Below are 26,531 nucleotides of genomic sequence, written 5' to 3' on the forward strand. Positions count from 1 at the left end.
CCGGCTCAGCGCTTGCGTTTTTCGGCGATCCAGATGGTATGCCGGGTGCCGCGGTTGCCGTGGGCGAACACCTGCACTTCTTCGGCCTTGAAGCCGGCCTTGGCGAGCTTGTCGGAAAAGGCACGGTCGGCGCTGGCCGACCAGACCGCGAGGATGCCGGACGGGCGCAACGCGCGGGCGCAGGCGTTGAGGCCGTCAGCCGAGTACAGCCAACTGTTGCTCTTCTGCGTCAGTCCCTCGGGACCGTTGTCGACGTCCAGCATGATCGCATCGAAGCCCTGGGCTTGATCCCGCAGTAACTCGGCGACGTCCTGGTTCAGCACCCGGGCGCGGGCATCGCGCAGCGGATTGCCGGACTTCTCACCGAGTGCACCGTGGTTCCACTCGATCACCCCTGGCACCAGTTCGGCGACCAGCACCTCGGCGTCCGGCCCGAGATGGCGCAACGCAGAAGCGAGGGTAAAGCCCATCCCCAACCCACCGATCAATACGCGGGCCTGCGACCGTGCGGCGATCCGTTTGCAGGGAATCTCCGCCAGCGCGTCCTCTGAGCCATGGGTGCGAGTGTTCATCAGCTGATTGCCGTTTCCGCCCTGGATCTTGATGACGAAGTCATCGCCATATTCGAACAGGCACAAGGCGCCGCCAGTGGGAATGGCGGCGGTATCCAGGAGTACGAAGCGTTTCATCGGGGGCTCGTTGTAGGCGCGGGCGATAAAAGGCTGGAAGTGTGGCCCATGTGCTCATGACTGGCCAGCGCCAGGGGGTAAGTGCGGGTGGCGATTCGAGGCGGCGATGCGCGCCAGCCGCGCGCTGTCGGGCTAGCGCAGCTCGGAATTGACTGCCCGATCGAATGGTGTCGACTGGCGCAGCAGCAGGTCGAGATCGCGGGCGGGCAGCGGCTTGCTGTAATAGTAGCCCTGGCCTTCCTGGCAACCTTCGGCGATCAGATAGGCTTCCTGCTCCGGTGTTTCGACGCCCTCGGCGATCACCGTCATGCCGAGGCTTTTGCCCAGCTGGATGACCGCGCGCACGATGGTCGCGCCCTCGTCCTGGCCGATGTCCTGGACGAAGCTCTTGTCGATCTTGATCTTGTCCAGCGGCAGGCTCTTGAGATAACTCAGCGAGGAGTAACCGGTACCGAAATCGTCGATCGCGATCAGCGCGCCGGAGCGCCGCAGGCTGTGCAGGTTGTGCGCTGCCGCGTCGATGTCTTCCATCAGCCCCGTCTCGGTCACCTCCAGTTCGAGGGTTTCGGCCGGCAACTGGTGCTTCTGCAGCAGCTCGCCGATCATCTGCGGTAGCTGCGGGTGGCGCAGTTGTACGGTGGAAAGATTCACCGCAACGCGCAGACCGGTGTAGCCCTCGGCATGCCACTGCCGCAGCTGGCTGCAGGCCTGATCGAGCACCCATTTGCCGATCTCGATGATGCTGCCGTTCTGCTCCGCCAGCGGGATGAACAGATCCGGTGGGACCAGCTTGCCCTGGGGGTGTTTCCAGCGGATCAGTGCCTCGACGCCGGTGATGCGGTTCTGGCGGTAGTCGACCTGGGGCTGGTAGACCAGATGGAACTCGTTGCGCTTGAGCGCTTCGCTGAGGTCCTTTTCCAGCTCCCGACGGGCGCGCATCTCGCTGTCGATGCTGGCGACATAGAACTGGTAGCGGTTGCGCGAGCGGCTCTTTGCCAGCGTCATGGTCTGCTCGGCCTTTTGCAGCAGCTTCTCGGTATTGTCGCCATCTTCCGGGTACAGCGTGATGCCGATGGTGGCGCGCAACCGAATCGGGTCGCCGTCGAATTCGATGGGGTTTTCCAGATCGTCCAGCAGCGCCTGAGCGAGCTCGGCGGCATCGTAGGGCTGCTCGATGCCGCTGAGTACGAGGACGAACTGATCGCCGCCCAGTCGTGCCAGCGCACCGAGACGGCCAGCGGAGCCGCGCAGGCGGTCTGCCAGGGCCTTGAGCAGGCAGTCGCCGGCCTGATAGCTGTACTGCTCGTTTACACCCTTGAAGTCGTCAAGCCCCAGACAAAGCACTGCGACGCGCCGCTGCATGCGTCGAGCCTCGTCGAGAATGTGGTCGAGCTGACTTTGCAGCTGCTGCCGGTTCGGCAGACCGGTGAGGGAGTCGTACTGGGTCATGCGATACAGGCTGCTTTCAGCCTCCTGACGCAGGTGCATGTTGTGTTCGATAGAGGCGAGCAAGCCGTTGGCCGTTTCCACCCACAGGCCTAGCTCGTTGCGCTCATGCCCACGGATCATCGGCAACTTGTGCTCGCCGGGTCGGTCGGGGTTGATCTGCGCCAGATGCTCGATGAGCTTGGTCAACGGACGGGTCAGCAGCCACTGGTAGATCAGGAAGAGCACGAAGCCCAGCGTAAGCGCACGCAGGATGCCGACGATGAAGATCACGATGGAGTCGTTGATGAATTCCTGGCCGTATTTAGCGGTGTCCAGGGTTATGCGCAGCTCGCCGTAATATTCGTTGTAAGGCGGTTTGCCGATCAGCGGAATCGAGAACTGTCGGTCGCGGTGGAGAATCGGATCGGTCAGCCAGCGTGTCGGTAGGTCGATAGGTGGTCTGATCTTCAGCGCCAGCATGCCTTCGTCCGGATGGCCGATGGATGCCATTCGAATCGATTCGTGCTGGAAGAGCCCCTCCATCACCTGGGCGCCCATCTCGCGGTCGAGGCTGTAGATCGCCTGAGTGGATGGGTCGCGGGTCATGCGCAGGATGCGTTGGGCATCGGCTTCGATCAACTGGCGTGTCTTGTAGGCGCCGAAGATGATCTGTGCGCAGCTGAGCACCAGCCCTACCGCAAGCGCCGATAGCAGGACTACACGCAGGAGCTTACGCGACAGGCTATTGCGCATTTCCAGCTTCAAATGAAGGTCCTTTTCCGTGCCGACGCTCGGTTGCGGAAGTATTGTTAGTCATTCGGCAATCGTCAAAGGCAATTAAACCAGTAAGTCAGCAAGCTCCGACTGTGCCGGCAGTACGTCTTAGGATGCAAGCCCAAAGGCGTAATCCTAAGGAAACATTGCGCGTCGATTACCGATACCGTAAGGCGACTTTTTTCCGGGCTGCAAATGTATAGCGGCAGGCGACACCGAACCCTTAAATGAAAATGCCCGCAACAAGTGCGGGCATTTTCGTTAGCGCTGGGTGGCTCAGCCGGCGAAGTTCTTCGCGACGAATTCCCAGTTGACCAGGTTCCAGAACGCTTCGACGAACTTCGGACGAGCGTTGCGGTAGTCGATGTAGTAGGCGTGTTCCCAGACGTCACAGGTCAGCAGTGGCTTGTCACCTGCGGTCATCGGGTTGCCGGCACCGATGGTGCTTGCCAGGCCGAGGCTGCCGTCGGACTTCTTCACCAGCCAGGCCCAGCCGGAGCCGAAGGTGCCGATGGCGGTCTTGGTGAACTCTTCCTTGAACTTGTCGAACGAGCCGAAGGATGCGTTGATGGCATCGGCCAGCGCGCCAGTCGGCTGACCACCGGCGTTCGGCGCCAGGCAGTTCCAGAAAAAGGTGTGGTTCCAGACCTGAGCGGCATTGTTGAAGATGCCACCGGAAGAGGTCTTGATGATGCTTTCCAGATCCTTGCCTTCGAACTCGGTGCCCGGGATCAGGTTGTTCAGATTGGTCACGTAAGCAGCGTGGTGCTTGTCGTGGTGAAACTCGAGCGTCTCGGCGGACATGTGCGGCTCGAGAGCGTTCTTTTCGTACGGCAGCGGCGGCAATTCGAAAGCCATGATGTATCTCCTACTCAGGTGTCGAGGATTGATGCGGCCAGCTGGAAGGAGCGTGCGAGGCGTGCCGGCGATACCGGTGAGCAGGAGCGAATGTGCGTCCCACCCTGGCCTCTGTCGTTCCCTTCGCTCGCTACATGCTTGCGCAATCTCTGGCCGTTCACGGTCGGCCGAACAGACAGACTGAAGCCTTCCGCTCCATGTCTGCGAGCCAGCGATCATAGCACCCGACCTGCGGCAAAACCACGCGGCAACTGTATGGAATATAGGTTCCAGAGGGGTTGGCGAGGCGAAGCAGCGGATGCAAACAACTGGCTGCGCCTTGCGTGGACCGCGCCGTCGGGCTGGGCGTTCCTTGCGACCTGCAAAAATGGCGCGCGGCCGGTTGTCGCGCGCCAGGGCGTCAGCTGGCGAATGCGAGCTGTGCGGCAATCGCGAACATCATGGCGGCGACGCCGAGGTCGATCAGGCGCCAGGTCAGCGGGCGGGCAAGCCAGGGTGCAAGCCAGGCGCCACCGAGCGCCAGGGTCATGAACCACAGGGTCGATGCACTGGCAGCGCCCAGTGTGTAGGCGCCTGGCTCGGGCTGCTGTGCGCCGAGTGAGCCGATCAGTACCACTGTATCGAGATAGACGTGCGGATTGAGCAACGTCACCGCCAGCGCGGCCAACAGCACCGCACGCAGCGGTCGCGGCTGCGCATCAGCGCTGCGCAGGCTCTGTGGCTTGAACGCGCGACGCAGCGCCAGGGTACCGTACCAGAGCAGGAAGGCGACGCCGCCCCAGCGGGTGATCTCCAGCAGTAGCGGGTTGTCCGCCAGCACCGCTGCCAGTCCGAATACACCGACGCTGACCAACAGTACGTCACAGACGATGCACAGCGCCGCCACCGGCAGATGGTGCTCCCGGCGCAGGCTTTGCGCGAGCACGAACGCATTCTGCGCGCCGATCGCCATGATCAGCCCCGCCGCGACCAGAAGGCCGTTGATATAGCTTTGCCAGATTGCATTCATGCCGCACGCCTCGTCTGATTTACTGGTGAGTCTGGGCAGCGGGGCGTTATAAGAGAAACAAATTCTCTTCAGGGTGCATTAGGAATACTGATGTTCGATTACAAATTACTCGCGGCGCTTGCGGCGGTTGTCGAGCAGGCGGGTTTCGAACGAGCCGCGCAGGCGTTGGGGCTTTCGCAATCGGCCATATCCCAGCGGATCAAATTACTTGAGGCGCGCGTCGGCCAGCCGGTGCTGCTGCGCGATACGCCGCCCCGGCCGACCGAGCTGGGTCAACGATTGCTCAACCATGTGCAGCAGGTGCGCTTGCTCGAGCGGGACCTGCAAGGGCAGGTCCCGGCGCTGGACGAAAATCGCCTGCCCGAGCGATTGCGTATTGCCCTGAATGCCGACAGCCTGGCGACCTGGTGGGCGGGCGCGGTGGCGTCGTTCTGCGCCGAGCATCGGGTGCTGCTCGATCATGTGGTGGAAGACCAGGCGGTCGGGCTCAAGCGCATGCGCGCTGGCGAGGTCGCAGCCTGCGTGTGCGCGGCGGAACGGCCGCTGGCAGGTGCGCGCAGTCAGTTTCTTGGGGCGATGCGCTATCGCGCGCTGGCCAGTCCGGTCTTTGTCAGTCGGCATTTCCAGCCACCGGCAGCCGCTGCGGATCTGGCTCGGGTGCCTGCCGTGGTCTTCGGCCCGGATGACCAGCTGCAACACCGCTACATGGCAGCAGTCGGCGGGGGAGAGGCGTTCGTCCATCACCTCTGCCCGTCGTCCGAAGGTTTCGTACGCCTGCTGCAGAGCGGGCTTGGCTGGGGGTTGGTGCCGGAGTTACAGGTGCGCGGCGAACTTGCGCGCGGGGAATTGGTCGATGTGCTGTCCGGACCGCCGATCGACGTGCCTTTGTATTGGCATCACTGGCGTAATGGCGGGCAATTGCTCGACGAGCTGACCCGGCATCTGGTGCGTTGCGCCAGCGACTGGTTACTGGTTGATTGAGCGCTCAGGCGAGTACGCGCTGGCCTCGGTAAATGCGTACCGTGGCGCCGCTGCTGGCCGCGCGTGGTGGAGGTGGTGCCGGCAACCGATCACTGAACGCGGCGAGCTGGCGTCCGAGTTCGCGGGTCAGCTCATCGTTGGAGTTCATGCACCCGGCAAGCATTGCCGTAACCGCATCCGGTTGGTCGAGATGGATGTCGAGTTGCTGCTCATCGCGAAGTCTGCGTCGCAGGCTGCGCATGCAGTCGATAACCGCCTTGTTCAGCTCCATGCTGTGTTCCTCGTGAATTGCCCTAAGGCCCAACATCCCTGTCGGAAGTGTCTATCCGCTGGCAAGAGAGACAGAGCAAGTGGCGTACCAATTTCCGGCGTCGCTGCGCGGTTTTTGCATCTGGCAGGCGAAGCGCCCGGCTGGCGAGGCCTGCAGACTGCCCGTCGGCGATGGTCACCGCTGTGGTGCCTGTTCGCGGGCCTGCCGAGTGCGCCATTCGATGCACCGTGATACGTATCACAAGCGGCGCACTGCTCTACCACGGTGCATCTGCTCCACCGGCGCGCCGTCACTGATGGGCACGCCCTGAATCGTTATACTGCGCGCTGTATTTCGCACCGCGCCATTGAAGGTACCCCATGCGCAACGATGCTCACGACGAACTGGACAACATTCCCAGCCTGACCGCAGGCCGTGACCGCGTGGAGCCCTATCCGGCGCCGGATCTCGAGCCGATCCGCAGAACCGCCGATGAGCCTGTGGATGACGGGCGCTCCCGCCAGAAACGTCGCCCTGCAAGCACTGCTGGCAAGGTGAGCACGGCGCCGCTGTGGGTCATGGTGCTGGCCTTGCTCCTCAGCCTTGGCGCGCTCGGCTGGTGGAGTTATCAGAAGATCGCCATGCTGGAAATGCAGCTGGTCGCCACCCAGGAAAGCTTCGCGCGTATCAGTGAGGATGCCGCGGGACGACTGCAGGACATCAGCGGGAAAGTCGTTGCGACCGAGTCCAATGTGACTACGGAAAGCGAGGCGGTGAAACTGCGCATCAAGCAGCTTGAGCAACAGGCCATCGATCTTGACCGCAAGCAGCAGGCCTTTGCTACCGAACAGCAGAGTCTGACTGGCAAACAGGGCAATCAGGATCGGCGCATGGACGAGCAGGGCAAGCGCCTCGAGCAGCTGGGTGCCGACCTGCAGGCTCAGCAGGGGAGTACTGCGACACTGGCAGAGAGCGTCAAGGCGTTGGGCAGCGAGCAGGCTTCACTCAAAACGACCCTGGACGAGCAGGGCAAGCTGGCCGGACGGGTCGACAGCCTGAGCAAGGACATCGCGGCGCTGAAGCAGGGCGGTAACCAGAGTCAGGCGATCAGCCGGCTGGAGCAGGACATCCTGGTGCTGCGCAGCGAGCTGGACAATCGGCCGGCGCCCGCGCCAAACGCGATCAACACCGCCGAGTTCGACTCCTTCCGGGCTCAGGTCACCCGCACCATCAATTCCATGCAGGGGCAGATCGCCAATCTGCAAGGTCAGCTCGACGGACGTTAACCGCGTAAGAGCCGCCGCGCGTATTCGCGACGGCGGCCTTTGCGTCCTTCGAGCTTTACAGGTCCCAGGCCAGTGACAGCCCCACTCCGTGGTCGCGGTTATCGTTGCCGCGGTAATGGTAGTTGGCGCGCAGCGCCAGACCGGGCGTCAGGCGGTGCGTCAGGCCCACGCTGAAGCGCGTCTGGTCGCCGGTCGGTACCGCGCCCGGCAGCTCGAAGCTGTTGCCCGACACGCTGTTCAGCGACATGCGCAGGTCACGCCGATCCTCGTCCTCGCGCTCCACCTCCCGCGCCACCTCGCCGAATAGCCGCGTGCGTTCGCTCAGCGCATAGTCGCCGAACAGGCCGAGTGAGAGGCGCAGCGAATCCAGTTCCTGATCGTCATAGCTCAATGCAGTGGAGCGCTCGCCCTGCTCGCTGTAACCGTCGACTTCGACCTTCTGATAGCTGGCACCGACGAATGGGCCGAACTGGAGTTGATCGCCTGGCTGCATCAGGTTGAAGCCAGCCTTCGCCGCCGCGCCCCATAGCGTGCCTTCGGTGTCACCCTTTTCCGTGCGCTCGCTGATGCCAAGGGCGAACGTACGCTTGAGGTCGTGGTAGTCCAGATACCCGGCGCTGAGGCTGAAGTCGGCGAACAGACGCTGGTGCTCGTAACGGGCGAAGGCCGTGGCCAGGTAGCTGCGCATGTCGTACTCGGAGTCGTTTCTGCCCAGTTCCAGCGAGTTTTCCGCCAGGCCCAGGCTGACGCCGGTCAGCCACGTCTCACTCAAACGCTGGGTAACACCAACCGACAGACTCAGGCCGCTACCGTCACCGCCACCGTAACCGTCGTACTCAGGCCGGTTGTAACCACCCTGGACGAAGGTGCGCCAGGCGCCGACCGCCTGCCAGTCGCCGCGCCGCGCAGACAGTTCGTTGTCCAGTTGCTGCAGGTGAGCGCGCAGTGCCGAGCGGCCCATTTCCGGTAGCAGGGATACTTCCCAGGGCGCGGAAATGATCGAGTACAGGTAGTCGGCGCTGATCTGATGAACAGCGGTTGTTGGATGGACGGCGTCGTTGAACAGCAGGCGGCTAGGATCAGGTGCTGTGCCGCCGAGGCTGTAGGTCGGGTCCGGCAGGCAGGTGCCGCCCGACGCATCGAAACACACGGCTGTCTGCGCCACGTTGGGGTCGAAGCCGAAGGCGGCCAGGTCAGCACGTACCTCGGCCAGCAACAGGCGGTTGTTCACCAGCACGTAGTTGCCACCCTGGGCTTGCAGCTGGCTCGCCAGCTCGGTGTTGAACTGGTCGCTCAGAAAGTTGAATGTGGCGGCCTGGCCAGTGATGAAGCCCAGTGGCGTGGTGCCGACGTCCGGCAGATCGGAGACGATGATGTAGCGCGCGCCCGCGGCCTGTAGTGCAGCGACGCCAGCCACCAGATTACCGGCGGCGTCAGCCATCGTGACCGGGTTGGTGCCGAGCTGGAAGATGTCGTTACCGCCGCCGTTCAGGTAGTAGAGAGCATTGCTGTCGACGCGCGGGTTCTCGACCAGATAGCCGGGCCGGGTCCGGGTAGAGCCGCCCGCGGAAACGGTTGAGTCGAGGGTGATCGAATCGAGAATCTGGTCGGTGCGGTAACCGCCGACGGCATAGTTGGTGCCGTCCGGATTGCCTGTGAGGACTGCCGGTAACAGCGGCGTGGAGGGTAACGATTGAAGGCCCAGCATGCTCGCCAGGCGTTGCGTGCCGACCTCGCCGATATATTCGCCGGCACCGTAGGTAGGGCCGGTGCGGTTGGTGAAGCGCAGACCTCCTGTAGGGTTGCCCCCGAGTGTCGGGCTTTGCAGGTCGGGAAAGTTGCCAGCATCGCTCAGCGAGTCGCCGAACACGACGAACTGACTGAACGGGCCGTCATTGGCGATGGCCGCGTCTGTCGCGCAGGTGAGTAGAACGGCTGCCGCAAGCGGTTTGAGGGCGCTCTGCACGGGTAACTCCTTATTGTTCTTTTAGTTTGGATGCATCGCTCGCACATGCGCGGGCGATCCGGCCACGCTATTGGGAGCCGCCAGCGGGTATAAGCGCCCAAAAGGGCGATTTTTCCGAACGGTAGATCGTTCTTAGGAGTTATTTGCAGCTTCGATTTCATTGTCCTGGCTCAAGGGTTGTTGGTGGCCAACTGATACCATTCGCCGCGCTTGCGCTTCTGTGGACGTCCGATGCACCGGCGAACGGTGATCTTCTTTGAGACGGATATGAAAGCAGCCGGCGGCGTCCGAACCGCCGGTTGTAAAGAAACCTTCCCTGCCTGGGAGCACAATAATAAATGCCATCGATTCTCGACCTGCTGCGCAGTCGCCTGAGCTCGTTGCTGCCCAGCGAGCTCAAGCCCAGCGAGCTTCGCCATCTGCTGAGCCCGCGACGCCATCCACTGCTGCTCTGCCAGCGCCGCGCGACCCTGATTGTCAACCGCGTTCGCCTGTTCGCCTTTCTTTTCGCAGTGCTCACCCCGCTGTGGAGTTTGATCGATCTGATGGTGTTCGAGCCCAAGCTGTGGGCGGCGCTGGCCGGTTTTCGGATGATGGCGTGCCTGGCGTTCACCTGCCTGCTGCTGTTCTACCGTCCGAGCGGCAATCTGCTGGACGCCTATCGGGCGATCGCGATCCTGTTCGCCATTCCGACCATCTTCTACATCGCCTCGCATACCTTGCTCGGCAGCTATCAACTGGCGCAGTTCTCTGCCGTGGTCGGCGCCGGCTACGCCTTTCTACCATTCGTGCTGATGGCCGGGCTGACCATTTTCCCGCTGACCCTGGTGGAGAATCTGGTGCTCTCCAGCCTGTTGCTGCTGGCCCAGGCGCTGGCTGGCTATCTCAGCTGGGCGACGCTGAACTGGCCGTCGTTCGCCGGTGCCTTCTGGCTGTTGATCCTGATCGCCGGCGTCGCCAGCCTGGCCAGCATGAGCCAGCTGGCGTTCATGTTCGCGCTGGTGCGCCAGGCCATCCGCGACCCGCTCACCGGGGTTTTCTCCCGCGGCAGCGGAGAGGAGATCCTCCGGTTGCAGTGGGACAGCGCACAGCGCAAGGATGGTCCGCTGGCGCTGGCTTTCATCGACCTCGACCACTTCAAGTCGATCAACGACAACCATGGCCATGAGTCCGGCGATCAGGTCCTGCGCGAGGCGGCCAGGCGTCTGGTGGCGACGCTGCGAGGCTCCGACAGCCTGCTGCGCTGGGGCGGCGAGGAGTTCCTGCTGATCATGCCGGAGACCGACATGCAGCAGGCGCACATGGCGCTCGAGCGCATCATTGGCCAGGGCCTCGGCGTGCGGCCGGACGGTGCGCCGCTAACGGCGAGCATCGGGTTGGCCGAGCGCCGTTGCGATCAGGTCGCGGACTACCGTGACCTGCTGGAGCTGGCGGATAAGCGCATGTACTGCGCCAAGACGAGCGGGCGCAATCGCCTCTGCGCCATGGAGCCGGAGGCTGTGCAGCCGCCCCGGGCATTCGCCGTGGGAGGCTAGTCGTCAGCCATTGGCCAAGCCGAAGACGTGCCGCATGTAGCTGACGAATGCCTCATCGCGGCACATGGTCTTGCCCGGCGAGTCGGAAATCTTCGCCACTGGCTGGCCATTGCAGGCGGTCATCTTGATGACCATGTTGGTCGGCTCCACGCCTGGGATGTCGCAGGTCAGTCCGGTGCCGATGCCGAAACTCGGATTGCTGCGCCCGATCAGCGCGCGATGGAGTTCCAGCGCTCTGGCCAGGTCCAGGCCATCGGAGAAGATCAGCTGGCGGGTTTTCGGATCGATACCCAGGCGCTGGTAATGCGCGATGGCCTTCTCTGCCCACAGCAGAGGGTCGCCAGAGTCATGACGCAGGCCGTCGAACAGCTTGGCGAAGTACAGATCGAAATCGCGCAGGAAAGCATCCATGGTGATGCAGTCGGTGAGCGCGATGCCCAATGCCCCACGATATTCGCGAACCCAGCAGTCCAGCGCCGCAACCTGGCTGTCGATCAGCCGCGGGCCGAGTTGCTGGTGCGCCATGATCCACTCATGGGCCATGGTGCCCATCGGCTTCACATTCCGCGTGCGTGCCAGATGCACATTGCTGGTACCGGCGAACCGGCCGGGAAAATCGCATTGCAGTCGGTCCACCACCATCGCCTGTACGGCAAAGGAGAAACGACGGCGTGTGCCGAAGTCCGCCAGGGTGAAGCTGGCCAGTTCGTCGCTGCTGGCCTGGCCGCGTAGCCAGTGCAGCTTCTCATTCAGCCGGTCGCGCGCTTGGGCCAGCGTCACCGCCGGGTAGCGCGCACGGTTGCGCACCTCGCTGACAATGGCGAGCAGCGGCACTTCGAACAGGATCACATGAAGCCAGGGGCCGCGCAGGTGCATCACCAGCTCGCCGTCCTCGATGCTCACCTGCAGATAACGCAGATCGAAACGGAACAAACCGAGGAAGCGGATGAAGTCGGGCTGCATGTAGGGGATACGCTCGAGGTAGGCCAGCTCCTCGGTTGTCATCTGCAGCTCGGCAAGCGCCTCGATCTGCTGGCGGATCTCGTCGAGGTAGGGCGTCAGGTCCTCACCGGAGCGGCTGCGGAATGCCCACTCCACCTCCGCGTTCGGATAGTGATGCAGCACCGCCTGCATCATGGTGAGCTTGTAGAAATCGGTATCCAGCAGGCTCTGGACGATTCGTTCGGAAAAGGCGCTGCTGTTCATCGACCGCTCCAGCTTGAAATGCCTGTCGATGATATCGACAAACGGCAAGGGATGCAGGTCATCGTTATAAGTTGGGAATGAATAAAATAACCGCAGATGTCAGCTTCTGCCTGGCCGTCGCTTTGCGCAAACGGCTTATAAATATAATTCTGCCGGCTATATATCGTTCGGATAGCAATATCGCATTACTTTGCAATTTCGTTTTTTGATTATTCGCTTAAAGGATTGAATGGAGAAATGAAGAAGGGCAGGGCCGTACGGCGCCTGCCCTTCTTCATTTCTTCAGATTTTAGCTGCTGCGGCCACCGCCGTGGCTGTTCTGGCCACCCTTGCGGCCGGCCTCGGAGGCCTTCTCGCGGTCGTTGGCGAAGTTGCCGCCGCTGTTGTGACCACCCTTGCGGCCGGCCTCGGAAGCTTTCTCTCGATCGTTGGCGAAGTTGCCAGGATTACTATTTGCCATGTGTTTTTCTCCTCAATTGGATAGACACGTTCACAAACGGCTGAAAGAGAGAGATCAATCAGCCTCACAGTGTCAGAGGAAGACTTCAGACAAGAGTTTCGGTGAATTCAAAAGTGTAGACGAATGGTTTTCCCCATGTTGCGTATGACTATGGCGGACTGAAATTACAGGCGAAGCGGCAAAGTTGCAGGAACGAATTACGATTATCCGAGTGCGGACTTATCCAACCGCGCCTCAGGCCGCAAGTTTCGTCTTGCGCTCGGCCAGAAGGCGCATCACGTAGCCGATCTTCAGCGCCGTGGGGCCGAGGATGACCAGCGCATGGGCCGCGATGATGCTGCCCATCGCCAGATGTCGATCGAACAGGTAGGCGCCGCTGATGCCCAGCAGCAGGAGCAGTATGCCTGCGACCATGAGCGCATTTGCGGCGCCCATCAGGCGTTGTGGAGAAGCTGAGTGATAAAGCATGACTGAATCTCCTTCGGGGAGAGGCTCGCGCCGGGCGAGCCTCCGAATGGATCAATCGAGTGCCGAAGCGGGTCCGAAGAACTCGTAGCGGGTTTGCTGTTCCGGCACACCGAGTGACTTCAGCTGGCGGCGGACGGCAGCCATGAAGGGTTTCGGCCCGAGGAAATAGGCGTCCACGTCACGGTCTTCCGGTAGCCACCTGCCAAGCTGTTGCTCGGTCAGGCGGCCAACGGCATCCGGCGCGGCATCTGCGCCGTCGTGCTCCTCATAGCAGTAGAAACGCTTGAGCTGGGCGTGACGCTCGGCCAGCGCGTCCACGCTGCGGCGGAACGCATGCACGCCGGCATTGCGCGCGCAGTGGATGAAGTGCACCGGTCGTGCGCTGGCCAGAGCCTGTTCCAGCATCGCCAGGGTAGGCGTGATACCGACGCCGCCGCTGATCAGCACCAGGGGCTTGTCGCCCGGTTCGAGGGTGAACTCGCCAGCCGGCGCGAACAGCTCCAGCACGGCACCTTCGGGCATGGCATGCAGCGCGTTCGAGGCGACGCCGCCGGGCTCGCGCTTGACGCTGATGCGGTATTCGCTGCCATTGCTGGCGGCGGACAGCGAGTAGTTGCGGCGCACCTCCTTGCCGTCGACCTCCAGGCGCAGGCCGATGTACTGGCCGGGCAGAAAGTCCATCAACGCGCCGCCATCTTCCGGCTGCAGGTGAAAGGAGGTGATCTCTGCGCTTTCGACGGTCTTGCGCGCAATGCGAAAACGCCGCGCCCCCCGCCAGCCACCATCCGCCTCGGCCTTGGTCTGGTAGAGATTCTCCTCCTGACCGATAAGGATGTTGGCGAGTTGCTGATAGGCGGCGCCCCAGGCGTCGATCACGGCGTCGGTAGCGATCTCGTCGCCGAGCACTTCGCGGATCGCCCGCAGCAGGCAGGAGCCAACCAGCGGGTAATGCTCGGGCAGTACCTGCAGCGCGACATGCTTGTTGATGATCTGAGCGACCAGCGGGCCGAGGGCGTCGAGGCGGTCGATGTGTTTGGCATACATCAGCACGCCGTTGGCCAGTGCACGCGGCTGTTCACCGCTGGCCTGGTGGGCCTGATTGAACAGCGGGCGCACTTCGGGATGTTCACTGAGCAGTAGGTTGTAGAAATGGGTGGTCAAGGCCTCGCCGCCGCTTTCCAGCAGCGGCACGGTGGCTCTGATAAGGGCAGTCTGTTCAGCGCAAAGCATTGCTAACTCCTCTGATGGGAAAGTCGTCCTGTATTCCGGGGCGAACACGAAACGTTCTGCCATAGAGGCTTTCAACAATCGTTCCAGGTCGAAAATTGACTTGAATCAAGGTTTCCACGATGTGCGAGGTAAAAAGAACCTTGGCTTTCCATGGTGATATGGACCTTAAAGGGTCTAAATCACCTTGGCGGTGACGATCGAACCTCGCCCGCTGGCAGCTTTCTTACTAGGGGCAATCCGCGATATTTCATTCAACAGCAGGAGAGAGGGCCATGGAGATCTACCACATCACCCACGAAGATGACCGCTGGGTGCTACGCGAAGAAGGCGATCAGCGCGCGTTGCTCGAAGCCGGGAATCGACAGGACATTCTCGATGAGACGCGCGACTACATGAAGCTGCGTACTGCGCTGGTGAACGTCCACGGCGACGACGGCAGCATCGAGGAGGAGCATCGCTACCCGCAGGAGCAGAACCCGCTGGAGACCAAGGGCTGACCGCTTGGCCATTGTGCGCTGGGTGGGCTGCCAACCTAGTCGAGGACTTCGATACGCAGCGTGTTGGTGGTGCCAGGTTGGCCGAGCGGCACGCCAGCGGTGATCAGCACCGTGTCACCACTGCCGGCCATGCCCTGGGCGCGCGCCAGCTCGAGGGCGTGGCTGCTGACCTGCTCCATATCGCGCATCGGTGCATCCACCACCGAATACACGCCCCAGGCCACCGTGAGCTTGCGCGCGGTGGCGGTGCTCGGCGTCAGGCTTAGGATCGGCGTGGCCGGGCGCTCGCGCGAGGCTCGCAGGCTGGAGCGGCCTGATTCGGTGTAATTGACCAGCACCGCAATCGGCAGGATGCCACTGATGCGGCGGATTGCGCAGCTGATGGCATCCGGCAGCGTTGCCTCGGCATTCGGTCGGTGCACATCGAGCTGGGCCTGGAAATCCGGGCCGCCTTCGACCTGGCGGATGATCTTGCTCATCATGCTCACCGCTTCCAGCGGGTAGTCGCCCGAAGCGGTTTCCGCCGACAGCATCACCGCGTCTGCACCCTCGGCGACCGCGTTGGCCACGTCGGTGACCTCGGCGCGCGTCGGCGCCGGGGCGAAGCGCATGGATTCGAGCATCTGCGTCGCCACCACCACCGGGCGGCCGAGCTGGCGGCAGATGCGCACGATGTTCTTCTGAATGCGTGGCACATTCTCCGGCGGCACCTCCACGCCGAGGTCGCCACGCGCGACCATGATCGCGTCGGACAGCCGCGCGATCTCGCGCAGGTGCTGCACCGCCGAAGGTTTCTCGATCTTGGCCATGAGGAAGGCGCGCTCACCGATCAGCTTGCGCGCCTCGTGTATGTCCTGTGGGCGCTGGACGAAGGACAGGGCCACCCAATCCACGCCCAGTTCAAGGCCGAAAGCCAGGTCGCGGCGATCCTTCTCCGTCAGCGGGCTAAGCTCCAGCACTGCTTCCGGCACGTTGACGCCCTTGCGGTCGGACAGCTCGCCGCCGGCGACCACGCGGGTTTCGATGGCATCGCTGTGGCGCGCGGTGACCGTCAGACGCAGGCGGCCATCGTCGATCAGCAGCTGCATGCCGGGTTCCAGCGCGGCGATGATTTCCGGGTGCGGCAGGTTGACCCGCTGTCTGTCGCCCGGTGTCGGGTCCAGATCCAGGCGAAAGGCCTGGTCGCGTTCCAGGCGTACCTTGCCCTCGGCGAAGCGGCCGACCCTGAGCTTGGGCCCTTGCAGGTCCATGAGGATGCCGATCGGTTGGTTCAGCTCACGTTCCACCTCGCGAATCCAGGCGAAGCGCTTGGCATGGTCGGCGTGCTCGCCATGGCTGAAGTTCAGGCGGAACAGGTTGACCCCTGCCGCGACCAGCGCCCGTACATCATCGATGCTGCGGGTGGTGGGGCCGAGGGTGGCAAGTATCTTGACCTTCTTGTCGGGTTTCATGGCGGGCTCGCTGGCAGGTGAGCGTCCTCGGTCTAGGCCGAGGGCGGCAGAATCAGGATGGCGCGGAAATCGTTGACGTTGGTACGCGTCGGACCGGTAACGATCAGGCTGTCCAGCGCGGCGAAGTAGCCATAGCCGTCGTTGTTGGCCAGCGCATCGGCGGCACGCAGGCCCTGTGCTTCGGCGCGCGCGAAGCTGTCCGGGGTCATCAGTGCGCCGGCGTTGTCCTCGGAACCGTCGATGCCATCGGTGTCGCCGGCCAGGGCGTATACACCGGGCAGGCCTTGCAGGCTTTCGGTGAGGGCAAGCAGGAATTCGGCGTTGCGTCCGCCACGGCCGATGCCGCGCACGGTCACCGTGGTCTCGCCGCCGGAGAGAATTACGCAGGGCGCGGCGATCGGCTGGCCGTGCAGCACCACCTGGCGTGCAATGCCGGCATGCACCTTGGCCACCTCACGCGCTTCGCCTTCCAGGTCGCCGAGGATCAACGGGGTGATACCGGCGGAACGGGCTACTTCGGCTGCCGCATCGAGCGACTGCTGCGGCGTGGCGATTAGCTGGAAGTGGCTGCGCGAGAGCATCGGGTCGCCCGGCTTGAGGGTTTCCGAGCGCGGGTCTTCGAGCCAGGCGCGCACGTTGGCCGGCACCTTGATGTGGTAGCGCTCGAGGATCTCCAGTGCTTGCGCCGATGTGGTCGGATCGGCGACGGTCGGGCCGGAGGCGATCACCGTGGCTTCGTCGCCGGGCACGTCGGAAATCGCATAGGTGTATACGCTCGCCGGCCAGCAGGCCCTGGCCAGGCGGCCGCCCTTGATCGCCGAGAGATGCTTGCGCACGCAGTTCATCTCGCCGATGTGCGCGCCGGAACGCAGCAGCGCCTTGTTGATCGCCTGCTTGTCGGCCAGAGAGATGCCCTCGGCTGGCAGTGCCAACAGCGAGGAACCGCCGCCGGAAAGCAGGAAGATCACCCGGTCGCTTTCCTCGAGGTTGCTGACCAGCTCCAGTACGCGGCGTGCGACGCGCTCGCCGGCATCGTCCGGCACCGGGTGTGCGGCCTCCACCACCTCGATGCGGCGGCAGTCGGCGTGATGTTCATAGCGGGTCACCACCAGGCCGGAGAGTTCGCCTTCCCAGACCTGCTCAATGGCTTCGGCCATGGCCGCAGCCGCCTTGCCGGCGCCGATGACGATGGCTCGGCCGCTGCGGTCTTCGGGCAGATGGTCGGCGAGCACATGGCGCGGATGGGCGGCCTCGATGGCGCTATCGAACAGCTGGCGCAGCAGGGCTTGGGGATCGATGGGCATCTCTGGCTCCTTGGGTCTTTTTGCAGAGGCCGATTGCAGACCTTAGGGCTCGGCAATGCAAGCGCTAAGGGTTGAAATCGACCCGCCCGGCAGTCGGGCCGTGACTCCTTGTGCCGGGCGAATCGAAAAGGTGCCGTCCGCAGACGGCGGTTGCTGTGCAGGCGCGCGGGGCCCTGGTCGTGGGGGAGACGCGATGATTCCGACCCCGCGTACCTGCACACCAACCCTTTGAGCATCACTGGTGCCGAGCGTTGCGCTGACCCCACCACCTGGTCTGTCTGTCCCTGAAGGTGGGGGCGCAGGCCCGACTCAGTGCGCTCGAAGGCTTTACTCCTTGCGGATCGAGAAATTGGCCATGTGCTCCAGGCCCTTGATCAGTGCCGAGTGGTCCCAGCCGCTGCCGCCGATGGCTGCGCAGGTGCTGAACACCTGCTGGGCGTTGGCGGTGTTGGGCAGGTTGAGGCCCAGCTCGCGGGCGCCGGCCAGGGCGAGGTTGAGGTCCTTCTGGTGCAGGCTGATGCGGAAGCCCGGATCGAAGGTGCCCTTGATCATGCGCTCGCCGTGCACTTCGAGAATCTTCGAGCCGGCAAAGCCGCCCATTAGCGCCTCGCGCACCTTGGCCGGGTCGGCGCCATTCTTCGCGGCGAACAGCAGGGCCTCAGCGACCGCCTGAATGTTCAGCGCGACGATGATCTGGTTGGCCACCTTGGCGGTCTGGCCGTCGCCGTTCTCGCCGACGCGGGTGATGTTCTTGCCCATCGCCTGGAACAGCGGCAGGGCGCGCTCGAAGGCCGCTTCGCTGCCGCCGGCCATGATCGACAGGCTGCCGGCCTTGGCGCCGACCTCACCGCCGGATACCGGGGCGTCGAGGTACTCGGCGCCGCTCGCCTTGATCTTCTCGGCGAACTGCTTGGTGGCGCTGGGGGAGATCGAACTCATGTCGATCACCACCTTGCCCGGGCCGACGCCAGCGGCGATGCCCTGGTCGCGGAACAGCACGTCTTCAACCTGCGGGGTATCCGGCACCATGACGATGGTGAACTCGGCCTCCTGCCCGACTTCCTGCGGGGTGGCCAGGGCGATGGCGCCGGCCTGCACCAGGTCGGCGGGTGCCTTGTCATGATGTTCGGAAAGGAATATCTGGTGGCCTGCGTTCTGCAGGTTGCTTGCCATGGGTTTGCCCATGATTCCGGTGCCGATAAATCCGATCTTAGCCATGGTCGTTTCTCCTCAAATTCTGTTCGGGTCAGATGGCGTTGTGTGTCTTCAGCCAGGCGAGGCCTTCGGCGGTGCTGGTGGCCGGCTTGTACTCGCAGCCGACCCAGCCCTGGTAGCCGATGCGATCCAGATGCTCGAACAGGAAGCGATAGTTGATCTCGCCGGTGCCCGGCTCGTTACGCCCGGGGTTGTCCGCCAGCTGGATATGGTTGATGGCCGCCAGGTTGTTCTCGATGGTCCGCGCCAGGTCTCCCTCCATGATCTGCATGTGGTAGATGTCGTACTGCAGGAACAGGTTGGCGTGACCGACCTTGCCGCGAATCTCCTGCGCCTGAGAGGTGTTGTTGAGGAAGAAGCGCGGGATGTCGCGAGTGTTGATCATCTCCATTACCAGGCGAATGCCGGCTTCCTCGAGCTTCTGCGCGGCGTAGCGCAGGTTTTCGATAAAGGTCATTTCCAGCTGGCCGAGGTCGGCGCCACGCGGAGCAATGCCGGCCAGGCAGTTGACCTGGGTGTTGCCCAGCACCTTGGCGTAGGCGATGGCCTGGTCCACGCCGGCGCGGAATTCCTCGACCCGCTCCGGCAGGATGGCGATGCCGCGCTCGCCACCGGCCCAGTCGCCGGCCGGCAGGTTGAATAGCACCTGGGTCAGCTGGTTGGCGTCCAGCCGGGCCTTGATCTCCTCGGCCGGGTAGTCGTAGGGGAACAGGTATTCGACGCCGGTAAAGCCGGCTTCGGCAGCGGCGGCAAAGCGGTCAAGGAAATCGACCTCGGTGAACAGCATGGACAGATTGGCGGCAAAGCGGGGCATGGTTCTCTCTCCTGATCTGTAGGGATCAAATTCGGTTCTGCATTGCGGTGGTGTGGTGACCACCCTGGTTGTTACGTTGCGGTGGATATGCTTCGCATATCCACCCTACGGTTGCTTCGGTGCCCGTCGCTGATAACTGCGGCGGCCGGTAGGACGGGTGGCCGCCCCGTGGAAGACGCGAAGCGTCTTCCACGCGGTTGTGGTTACGGGCGAATCAGTCCAACAGCCCAACCGCCGTCGGCGCGTCTTCCCGGCCTGCGGCCAGCGCCTCGAACTCGTTGATTGCGTCGATCTCGGTGCCCATGGCGATGTTGGTCACCCGCTCGAGGATCACCTCGATCACCACCGGCACCTGATGCTCGGCCATCCAGGCCTGGGCCTGTTCGATGGCCGGGCGCAGGTCTTCCTGCTTGAACACGCGCAGTGCTTTGCAGCCCAGCCCCTCGACCACCGCGACGTGATCGACGCCGTAGCCTTCCATGCCGCTCTGGTCGGCATTGATGTTCTCGAAACCGAGCTGCACGCAGTAATCCATCTCGAAACCGCGCTGCGACTGGCGGATCAGCCCGAGGTAGGCGTTGTTCACCAGGATGTGGATGTAGGGCAGCTTGAACTGCGCGCCCACGGCCAGTTCCTCGATCATGAACTGGAAGTCATAGTCACCCGAAAGCGCCACTACTTTGCGCGCCGGGTCCGCGGCAACCACGCCGAGCGCTGCCGGAATGGTCCAGCCGAGCGGGCCGGCCTGGCCGCAATTGATCCAGTGGCGCGGCTGGTAAACGTGCAGGAACTGCGCGGCGGCGATCTGCGACAGGCCGATGGTGCTGACGTAGCAGGTGTCCTTGCCGAATGCGTTGTTCATGCACTGGTACACGCGCTGCGGCTTCATCGGCACGCTGTCGAAGTTGGTCTTGCGCAACATTGTGCGTTTGCGTTCCAGGCAGTCGGCGGCCCAGGCGCGGCGATCCGGCAGACGACCTTCGGCCTTGCGCTGCCTCGCAACCTCGACAAACAACTCGAGCGCGGCACGGGCGTCGGAGACGATTCCGTAGTCCGGCGCGAATACCCGGCCGATCTGGGTCGGCTCGATGTCGACGTGAACGAAGGTGCGGCCCTTGGTATAGGTTTCCACCGAGCCGGTGTGGCGGTTGGCCCAGCGGTTGCCGATGCCGAGCACGAAGTCGGATTCCAGCATCGTCGCGTTGCCGTAGCGGTGGCTGGTCTGCAGGCCGCACATGCCGGCCATCAGCGGGTGGTCGTCGGGGATCGAGCCCCAGCCCATCAGCGTCGGGATCACCGGCACGCCCACGGTCTCGGCGAACTCCACCAGCAAGGTTTCTGCCGCGGCGTTGTAGATGCCGCCGCCGGCGACGATCAGCGGGCGCTCGGCGGCGCAGAGCATGTCGATGGCCTTCTCGATCTGCTTGCGGGTCGCCGCCGGCTTGTACACGGCGAGCGGCTCGTAGGTGTCGATGTCGAATTCGATCTCGCCCATCTGCACATCGAACGGCAGGTCGATCAGCACCGGTCCGGGACGCCCCGAGCGCATCACATGGAAGGCCTGCTGGAACACGCGCGGCACCAACGCCGGTTCGCGAACGGTAACCGCCCACTTGGTCACCGGCTTGGCAATGGCTTCGATATCGACGGCCTGAAAGTCCTCCTTGTGCAGCTTGGCACGCGGCGCCTGGCCGGTGATGCAGAGGATCGGGATCGAATCGGCCGAAGCGGAATAGAGGCCGGTGATCATGTCGGTGCCGGCCGGGCCGGAGGTGCCGATGCACACGCCGATGTTGCCTGGCTTGGCACGGGTATAGCCCTCGGCCATGTGCGAGGCACCCTCGACGTGGCGGGCGAGGATGTGGCGGATGCTGCCGTCGGCTCGCAGGGCAGAATACAGCGGGTTGATCGCGGCACCGGGAATGCCGAAGGCGGTGTCGATGCCTTCCTTGCGCAATACCGCGACGGCGGCGTCGATTGCTCTCATGCGGGCCATGGACCACTCCTCTTATTCGATAGTTTTTCTACGTGGCTCAAGCATGCCGCCCTGGATTCGCTGGCGGAATTGGTCGAGACTTCAGTTCTGTCGATATCAGGAGTATCGAATGGATCGCTATACGACCCTGCGCAGCTTCGTGCTGGTGGCCGACTGCGGCAGCTTCGCCGCGGCTGCGCACAAGGAGAACGTCACCCCGGTGGTGATGGGCCGGCGGCTGGATGCGCTGGAGCGGCATCTGGGTGTGAAGCTGATGCACCGCTCGACGCGCGGGCTGTCATTGACCGATCTGGGCGAGCAGTATCTGGAGCGCGCCCGTGGGCTGCTGAAGGATTTCGACGAGGTGGACGCCAGCATCAGCCATGACCGCACTTCGGTGCGTGGCCATCTGGTGGTGTCGGCGCCGGCGGCATTCGGGCGCCGGCATATCGGCCCGCACGCACCGGCGTTCCAGGCGCGCTATCCGGACCTGCAGCTGTCGTTCAACTTCACCGACAGCGTGGTCGACCTGGTGCGCCATGGTTACGACATGGGCATTCGCATCGGCGAGGTGACCGACCCCAACTATGTGGCGGTGCGGCTGTTCCCAAACAGGCGGGTGGTCTGCGGCTCGCCGGAGTACTTCGCCCGCCATGGCACGCCGACGGCATTGGAAGAGCTGACGCAGCACAACTGCCTGGCCTTCAACCTGCAGGGCGGGCAGCAGCGGGGCTGGACTTTCCTGCGCGACGGCAGGCAGGTGGCGATCCGCGTGGCTGGCAATCTGGACTGCAATGACGGTGAGCTGCTGTTCGACTGGGTCAAGCAGGGCCTGGGCATCGGCTGGCGCTCGACCTGGGAGATCCAGGCCGAGCTCAAGCGTGGCGAGCTGGTCACGGTACTCGACGAGTACGCGCTGCCGGCCTACGACATCCAGGCGGTGTACCCGCAGCAGCGCTATCTGCCGGCCAAGGTGCGTTTCTTCATCGACTACCTGAAGGACATCTACAACGCACCGGGCTATTGGGAAGTGCGCTGAGCAGCTCAGTTGCCGCGGTAGGTGGAGAAGCCGTAGGGGCTCAGCAGCAGCGGGATGTGGTAGTGCTCGACGCTGCCATCGGTTTCGAAGATCACCGGAACTTCGGGGAAAAAGGTGCTGGCCTTCTGCGTGGCGAACCAGTCGCCGGTCATGAAGGTGACGCGGTAGGTGCCCTTCTCCAGCGCCTTGCCTTCGGGATACAGCGCCGTGATCCGACCCTGCGCGTTGGTCTCGCCACTGTTGAGTGATTTCCAGGTGTCGCCCTGGCGCTGTTCCAGGGTGACGCGCACATCCGGTGACGGCAGGCCGCTTTCCAGATTGAGCACATGCACGCTGAGCGGATTGCCGGCGGCCAGGGTGAGACCGGACAGGCCGCTGAGCATCAAGCCGGCGGCGATTGAACGTAGTGCTTTCATGGGTTTTTCCTTTTCTTCAGTGGGAGGAGGGCAGCAGTTTTTCGATGGCGGCCATGGCGCAGGCCTCGTCGTTCTTGGCACCGCCGGCACCGGCCACGCCGATGGCACCAATCACCTCGTCGCCGACCTTCAGCGGCACGCCACCGCCGAGCAGCAACAGTTCATCCAGCGTATTGAGGTTGGTGGCATCCGGCGTCGCGGCGGCGCGTTCGGCGAACAGGCGGGTCGGCGTCTTGCTCGACAGCGCGGTGTAGGCCTTGCGCTGCGCTGCGAGGGTGTTGTGCGGGCCGACGTTGTCGTCCCGGCGCAGGGCCACGAGGTTGCCGCCGCGATCTACCACCGCGACCACCGCCGTGCGGTTTTCGGCGTGGCACTGATCCAGCGTGGCCTGGATCAGGCCGTCGGCCAGGGCCAGCGAGACGTTCTGTTGGGTGATTGGTGCTGGCGTGGCGGCGTTGGCGCTTAGGGCCGGGGTAAGTAATGCCAGCGTCAGCAATGACAGTGTGGCTGCGGTACGCATATCGGTTTCCTTGGGTGACTGAGCTTCGGGGCGCATGGTGCCGATGCCTGCCCGTCAGAACCGTTGCCTGCGCATTACGCTTTTGTAATGGCTCGCAGTGCGGCGACTTCCATAACCTATGCGCCAACAGCGAGGTGATCCGATGCGAATTCTTGTGGTGGAGGACGAGGCCAAGACGGCCGATTACCTCAAGCGTGGTTTGGAGGAGTCCGGCTACCGTGTCGAGGTCGCGCGCAACGGCGTCGACGGCAAACATCTGATCGAGGAGGAGCCGTTCGACCTGGTGATCCTCGACGTCATGCTGCCGGGACTCGATGGTTGGCAGCTGGTGCAGGTGGTGCGCAAGCGTTCGACGCATACGCCGGTGCTGTTCCTGACGGCGCGCGATGCGGTGGAAGACCGTGTGCGCGGGTTGGAGCTGGGCGCCGACGACTATCTGGTCAAACCGTTCTCCTACGCCGAGCTGCTGGCGCGGGTACGCACTCTGCTGCGCCGCGGGCCGCCGCGCGAGGTCGAACGCTTTCACATCGCCGATCTGGAGCTGGACCTGCTGCGCCGCCGCGTTACTCGCCAGGGCGAGCGCATCAGCCTGACCAACAAGGAGTTCGCCTTGCTGCATCTGTTGCTCAGTCGCCAGGGCGAGGTGCTGTCCCGCGCGCAGATCGCTTCGCAGGTCTGGCAGATGAATTTCGACAGCGACACCAACGTGGTCGACGTCGCGATCCGCCGCCTGCGCGCAAAGGTCGACGATCCCTATCCGCTCAAGCTCATCCACACCGTGCGCGGTATGGGTTACGTGCTGGAGACAGCATCGTGAGGCTGTTGCCGCGCTCGCTCAGCCTGCGCCTGGCCATCGCTTTCGCCCTGGTGGCGGTGGTGCTCCTCGGTGCCATCGGCCTCTATCTGTACCGCTCGCTGGACCGGGAAATAGGTTGGCGTGACGATCAGGCGCTGCTCGGCCGGCTGGAGCGCATGCAGGCCCTGCTCGAGGACAGCGCCAGCGTCGAGGCGCTTCGGCAGCGTCCCCAGCTTTACGAAAACATGCTGGGCAATCGCGACAGCCTGCTCTGGTTGCTCGACGCTCAGGGACGCGCGCTGATCGAGATCAACCCGGCGCGGCTGGCGATACCACCACTGCCGGCCGGCGATGCTGCGGAGCTGACCGATACTGATGGAGCGCGGCTGGCCTGGCGGCGGCTGCCGGGCGAGGCGGGGTTGACGCTGGTGGCCGGGCGCATGCTCGTCGAGCGCGAACAGATGCTCGCCGCCTACCGTGTGAAGCTGTGGTGGGCGCTGAGCCTCGGTGCGCTGCTGGCGTCAGTGCTCGGTTGGCTGATCAGCCGGCGCGCGCTACGTCCCGTACGGCATCTCACGCGCCAGGCGCTGGCGATCGATGTGCAGCATCTGCACTTGCGCCTGGACGAATCGGCGATGCCGAGCGAACTGGAACCGCTGCGTGCCGCGCTGAACCAGATGCTCAACCGGTTGGAACAGGGTTTCGCGCGGCTGTCGCGCTTCAGCGAGGACCTGGCCCACGAAATGCGCACGCCGCTCGGCAATCTCATGGGCCAGACCCAGCAGCTGTTGCACAAGGATCGCGATGCCGAGGCCTATCACGCGCTGCTGGTGTCCAATCAGGAGGAGTATGAACGCCTGGCGCGGATGATCGACAGCATGCTGTTTCTCGCCCGTGCTGAGCAGCCGGCTGCGGCCATCGAGCGGCAGCGCTTTGCACTGCCGGCACTGGTCGAGCAGCTGTGCGACTACTTCGAAGGCGTCGCCGAAGAGCGCGGCATTCAGCTGCTCGACGAAACCGAGGGTGAGCTGGTCGGTGACCCTGAGATGATCCGCCGGGCGCTGGCGAACCTGCTGGCCAATGCGTTGCGCTACGGCGCCAGTGACAGCCCGGTGCGCATCGTCAGTGGCTCAGGAGTAGGTTGGCGGTCGGTCAGCGTGATCAATCTGGGACCTCCGATCCCGCCCGAGCATCTGCCGCGGCTGTTCGATCGCTTCTACCGCTGCGACCCATCGCGCGCCGAGCCGGGCGATACCGGCGGCCTGGGGTTGGCCATCGTGCGCTCGATCATGCAGCTGCATGGCGGCGAGGTGAGTGTTCGCAGCGACGCCGGGGTGACCGAATTCACCCTGCGTTTCGCCGAAACGCCGGCCTGATTCCGATCATTGGCACCGGATCGGGAAGCCGCACCGCGCTGTCACAGCTAAGGTGGATATAACCGCCTGTGAGAGACGCGCTTGTGGATAGTCTGAAAATCGCTACCTACAACATCAATGGCATCCGTGCACGTCGGGCCAATCTGCTCGAATGGCTGACGCGCGAGCAGCCCGATGTGGTCTGCCTGCAGGAACTCAAGGCGCAGGATGCCGATTTCCCCATCGACGACATCCGCGCGGCCGGCTATGGCGCCATCTGGCATGGGCAGAAGTCCTGGAACGGGGTGGCGATTCTGGCCCGCGATTGCGAGCCGCTGGAGATCCGCCGCGCGCTGCCGGGCGATCCGGATGACAGCCACAGCCGCTATCTGGAAGCGGCCGTGCAGGGTGTGATCGTTGCCTGCCTCTACCTGCCCAATGGCAACCCGCAGCCGGGGCCGAAGTTCGATTACAAGCTGGCTTGGTTCGAGCGCTTCATCGAGCACGCCGCCGGCCTGCTCGCCAGCGGCCACCCGGTGGTGCTGGCCGGCGACTACAACGTGGTACCGACCGACGAGGACATCTACAACCCGCGCTCCTGGAAGAAGGACGCGCTGCTGCAGCCGGAAAGCCGCGAATGTTTCGAGCGCCTGCTGGCGCAGGGCTGGACCGACGCGTTGCGCGCCAGGTACCCCGACGAGCGCATCTACACCTTCTGGGACTACTTTCGCCAGCACTGGCAGAAGAACTCCGGGCTGCGCATCGACCATCTGCTGCTTAGCCCGGACCTTGCGCCGCGGCTGCAGGATGCCGGCGTCGATCGCTGGGCACGCGACCAGGAACATGCCAGTGACCATGCGCCTACCTGGATAACCCTGAAAGGTGACGCGAGCGCGGCGGCCGAGCCGGCGAAGTCGAACAAGCGTGGCAAGACCGGGGCGAGTAGCTAGAGGCAGGCGGTGCGAGGCGGGGTTCGAACGATGCGGCAATATGCGACGCGGCCGGTTCT

At 63.7% G+C, this 26,531-nt stretch carries 25 protein-coding genes; 8 read left to right on the forward strand and 17 right to left on the reverse strand.

Annotated features, from left to right (window positions below):
* Positions 1–5 precede the first annotated feature (5 nt).
* From LLJ08_RS04945 to LLJ08_RS04960, 4 genes are all read right to left on the reverse strand, one after another.
* On the reverse strand, positions 6–689 hold the full coding sequence (locus LLJ08_RS04945; protein WP_228208350.1) for a spermidine synthase: 684 nt from the start codon (positions 687–689) through the stop codon (positions 6–8).
* Between the two features lie 132 nt (positions 690–821).
* Entirely contained in the window at positions 822–2,882 is a 2,061-nt protein-coding gene (locus tag LLJ08_RS04950; RefSeq protein ID WP_228208351.1) for a putative bifunctional diguanylate cyclase/phosphodiesterase, read from the reverse strand.
* 285 nt (positions 2,883–3,167) lie between these two features.
* The gene (locus LLJ08_RS04955; protein ID WP_014819386.1) at positions 3,168–3,749 is read right to left on the reverse strand and encodes a superoxide dismutase; all 582 of its coding nucleotides are present in this window, start codon (positions 3,747–3,749) and stop codon (positions 3,168–3,170) included.
* 400 nt (positions 3,750–4,149) lie between these two features.
* A complete protein-coding gene (locus LLJ08_RS04960; RefSeq protein WP_090522230.1) occupies positions 4,150–4,758 on the reverse strand; it encodes a LysE/ArgO family amino acid transporter in 609 nt (202 codons plus the stop codon).
* Positions 4,759–4,848: 90 nt separating this feature from the next.
* Between LLJ08_RS04960 and LLJ08_RS04965 the strand changes: the two genes are divergently transcribed.
* Complete coding sequence (locus LLJ08_RS04965) at positions 4,849–5,739, forward strand: LysR family transcriptional regulator ArgP (protein WP_256445908.1); 891 nt, start codon at positions 4,849–4,851, stop codon at positions 5,737–5,739.
* 4 nt (positions 5,740–5,743) lie between these two features.
* Here the strand turns inward: LLJ08_RS04965 and LLJ08_RS04970 are convergent, their stop codons facing one another.
* Positions 5,744–6,010 carry a hypothetical protein gene (locus LLJ08_RS04970; RefSeq protein WP_023444113.1) on the reverse strand — a complete coding sequence of 89 codons (267 nt, stop codon included), beginning with the start codon at positions 6,008–6,010 and terminating at the stop codon, positions 5,744–5,746.
* A 359-nt stretch (positions 6,011–6,369) separates the two neighbouring features.
* On the opposite strand from LLJ08_RS04970, the gene LLJ08_RS04975 reads away from it, so the two are divergent.
* On the forward strand, positions 6,370–7,275 hold the full coding sequence (locus tag LLJ08_RS04975; protein ID WP_023444114.1) for a hypothetical protein: 906 nt from the start codon (positions 6,370–6,372) through the stop codon (positions 7,273–7,275).
* 55 nt (positions 7,276–7,330) lie between these two features.
* On the opposite strand, the gene LLJ08_RS04980 is transcribed toward LLJ08_RS04975, so the two are convergent.
* Positions 7,331–9,241: an autotransporter domain-containing SGNH/GDSL hydrolase family protein gene (locus LLJ08_RS04980; protein WP_228208352.1), complete on the reverse strand. Its 1,911-nt coding sequence runs from the start codon at positions 9,239–9,241 to the stop codon at positions 7,331–7,333.
* Between the two features lie 338 nt (positions 9,242–9,579).
* Between LLJ08_RS04980 and LLJ08_RS04985 the strand changes: the two genes are divergently transcribed.
* On the forward strand, positions 9,580–10,776 hold the full coding sequence (locus LLJ08_RS04985; protein ID WP_044314352.1) for a GGDEF domain-containing protein: 1,197 nt from the start codon (positions 9,580–9,582) through the stop codon (positions 10,774–10,776).
* A gap of 3 nt (positions 10,777–10,779) precedes the next feature.
* On the opposite strand, the gene pncB is transcribed toward LLJ08_RS04985, so the two are convergent.
* The 4 genes from pncB to hmpA all read right to left on the reverse strand — a co-directional run bounded on the left by pncB (position 10,780) and on the right by hmpA (position 14,140).
* Entirely contained in the window at positions 10,780–11,982 is a 1,203-nt protein-coding gene (gene pncB / locus LLJ08_RS04990; RefSeq protein ID WP_228208353.1) for a nicotinate phosphoribosyltransferase, read from the reverse strand.
* 289 nt (positions 11,983–12,271) lie between these two features.
* Positions 12,272–12,442: a con-10 family general stress protein gene (locus LLJ08_RS04995; RefSeq protein ID WP_003299895.1), complete on the reverse strand. Its 171-nt coding sequence runs from the start codon at positions 12,440–12,442 to the stop codon at positions 12,272–12,274.
* A 234-nt stretch (positions 12,443–12,676) separates the two neighbouring features.
* Positions 12,677–12,910 (reverse strand): hypothetical protein, encoded by a 234-nt coding sequence (locus tag LLJ08_RS05000; RefSeq protein ID WP_014819394.1) that lies wholly within the window; start codon positions 12,908–12,910, stop codon positions 12,677–12,679.
* A gap of 51 nt (positions 12,911–12,961) precedes the next feature.
* Positions 12,962–14,140 (reverse strand): NO-inducible flavohemoprotein, encoded by a 1,179-nt coding sequence (hmpA, locus tag LLJ08_RS05005; RefSeq protein WP_228208354.1) that lies wholly within the window; start codon positions 14,138–14,140, stop codon positions 12,962–12,964.
* Positions 14,141–14,412: 272 nt separating this feature from the next.
* Between hmpA and LLJ08_RS05010 the strand changes: the two genes are divergently transcribed.
* Positions 14,413–14,637 carry a DUF2188 domain-containing protein gene (locus LLJ08_RS05010; RefSeq protein WP_003285107.1) on the forward strand — a complete coding sequence of 75 codons (225 nt, stop codon included), beginning with the start codon at positions 14,413–14,415 and terminating at the stop codon, positions 14,635–14,637.
* 35 nt (positions 14,638–14,672) lie between these two features.
* Here the strand turns inward: LLJ08_RS05010 and pyk are convergent, their stop codons facing one another.
* From pyk to gcl, 5 genes are all read right to left on the reverse strand, one after another.
* A complete protein-coding gene (gene pyk, locus LLJ08_RS05015) occupies positions 14,673–16,088 on the reverse strand; it encodes a pyruvate kinase (protein WP_228208355.1) in 1,416 nt (471 codons plus the stop codon).
* Positions 16,089–16,120: 32 nt separating this feature from the next.
* The gene (locus tag LLJ08_RS05020) at positions 16,121–17,392 is read right to left on the reverse strand and encodes a glycerate kinase type-2 family protein (RefSeq protein WP_228208356.1); all 1,272 of its coding nucleotides are present in this window, start codon (positions 17,390–17,392) and stop codon (positions 16,121–16,123) included.
* A gap of 327 nt (positions 17,393–17,719) precedes the next feature.
* Positions 17,720–18,610, reverse strand: a complete 891-nt coding sequence (locus LLJ08_RS05025; RefSeq protein ID WP_228208357.1) for a 2-hydroxy-3-oxopropionate reductase — start codon at positions 18,608–18,610, stop codon at positions 17,720–17,722.
* A gap of 28 nt (positions 18,611–18,638) precedes the next feature.
* Positions 18,639–19,421 carry a hydroxypyruvate isomerase gene (hyi, locus tag LLJ08_RS05030; protein WP_228208358.1) on the reverse strand — a complete coding sequence of 261 codons (783 nt, stop codon included), beginning with the start codon at positions 19,419–19,421 and terminating at the stop codon, positions 18,639–18,641.
* Positions 19,422–19,635: 214 nt separating this feature from the next.
* Positions 19,636–21,417, reverse strand: a complete 1,782-nt coding sequence (gcl, locus tag LLJ08_RS05035) for a glyoxylate carboligase (RefSeq protein WP_228208359.1) — start codon at positions 21,415–21,417, stop codon at positions 19,636–19,638.
* A 109-nt stretch (positions 21,418–21,526) separates the two neighbouring features.
* On the opposite strand from gcl, the gene LLJ08_RS05040 reads away from it, so the two are divergent.
* On the forward strand, positions 21,527–22,435 hold the full coding sequence (locus LLJ08_RS05040) for a LysR family transcriptional regulator (protein WP_014819402.1): 909 nt from the start codon (positions 21,527–21,529) through the stop codon (positions 22,433–22,435).
* A 5-nt stretch (positions 22,436–22,440) separates the two neighbouring features.
* Here LLJ08_RS05040 and uraH read toward each other — a convergent pair whose 3' ends face one another.
* Together uraH and LLJ08_RS05050 are read right to left on the reverse strand one after the other, a co-directional pair.
* Entirely contained in the window at positions 22,441–22,851 is a 411-nt protein-coding gene (gene uraH / locus LLJ08_RS05045) for a hydroxyisourate hydrolase (protein ID WP_228208360.1), read from the reverse strand.
* 16 nt (positions 22,852–22,867) lie between these two features.
* Positions 22,868–23,371: a GlcG/HbpS family heme-binding protein gene (locus tag LLJ08_RS05050; RefSeq protein WP_125877857.1), complete on the reverse strand. Its 504-nt coding sequence runs from the start codon at positions 23,369–23,371 to the stop codon at positions 22,868–22,870.
* A gap of 142 nt (positions 23,372–23,513) precedes the next feature.
* On the opposite strand from LLJ08_RS05050, the gene LLJ08_RS05055 reads away from it, so the two are divergent.
* The 3 genes from LLJ08_RS05055 to xth all read left to right on the forward strand — a co-directional run bounded on the left by LLJ08_RS05055 (position 23,514) and on the right by xth (position 26,472).
* Complete coding sequence (locus LLJ08_RS05055) at positions 23,514–24,188, forward strand: heavy metal response regulator transcription factor (RefSeq protein ID WP_058065212.1); 675 nt, start codon at positions 23,514–23,516, stop codon at positions 24,186–24,188.
* Positions 24,185–25,543, forward strand: a complete 1,359-nt coding sequence (locus LLJ08_RS05060) for a heavy metal sensor histidine kinase (RefSeq protein WP_228208361.1) — start codon at positions 24,185–24,187, stop codon at positions 25,541–25,543. Before LLJ08_RS05055 ends, LLJ08_RS05060 begins: the two co-directional genes overlap by 4 nt.
* Before the next feature lie 83 nt (positions 25,544–25,626).
* Positions 25,627–26,472, forward strand: coding sequence for an exodeoxyribonuclease III (xth, locus tag LLJ08_RS05065; protein ID WP_228208362.1), 846 nt, complete (start codon positions 25,627–25,629; stop codon positions 26,470–26,472).
* The last annotated feature ends 59 nt before the right edge of the window (positions 26,473–26,531 follow it).

Origin of the sequence: Stutzerimonas chloritidismutans (genome assembly GCF_020783375.1) — a bacterium.
Classification (GTDB): Bacteria; Pseudomonadota; Gammaproteobacteria; order Pseudomonadales; family Pseudomonadaceae; genus Stutzerimonas; species Stutzerimonas kunmingensis.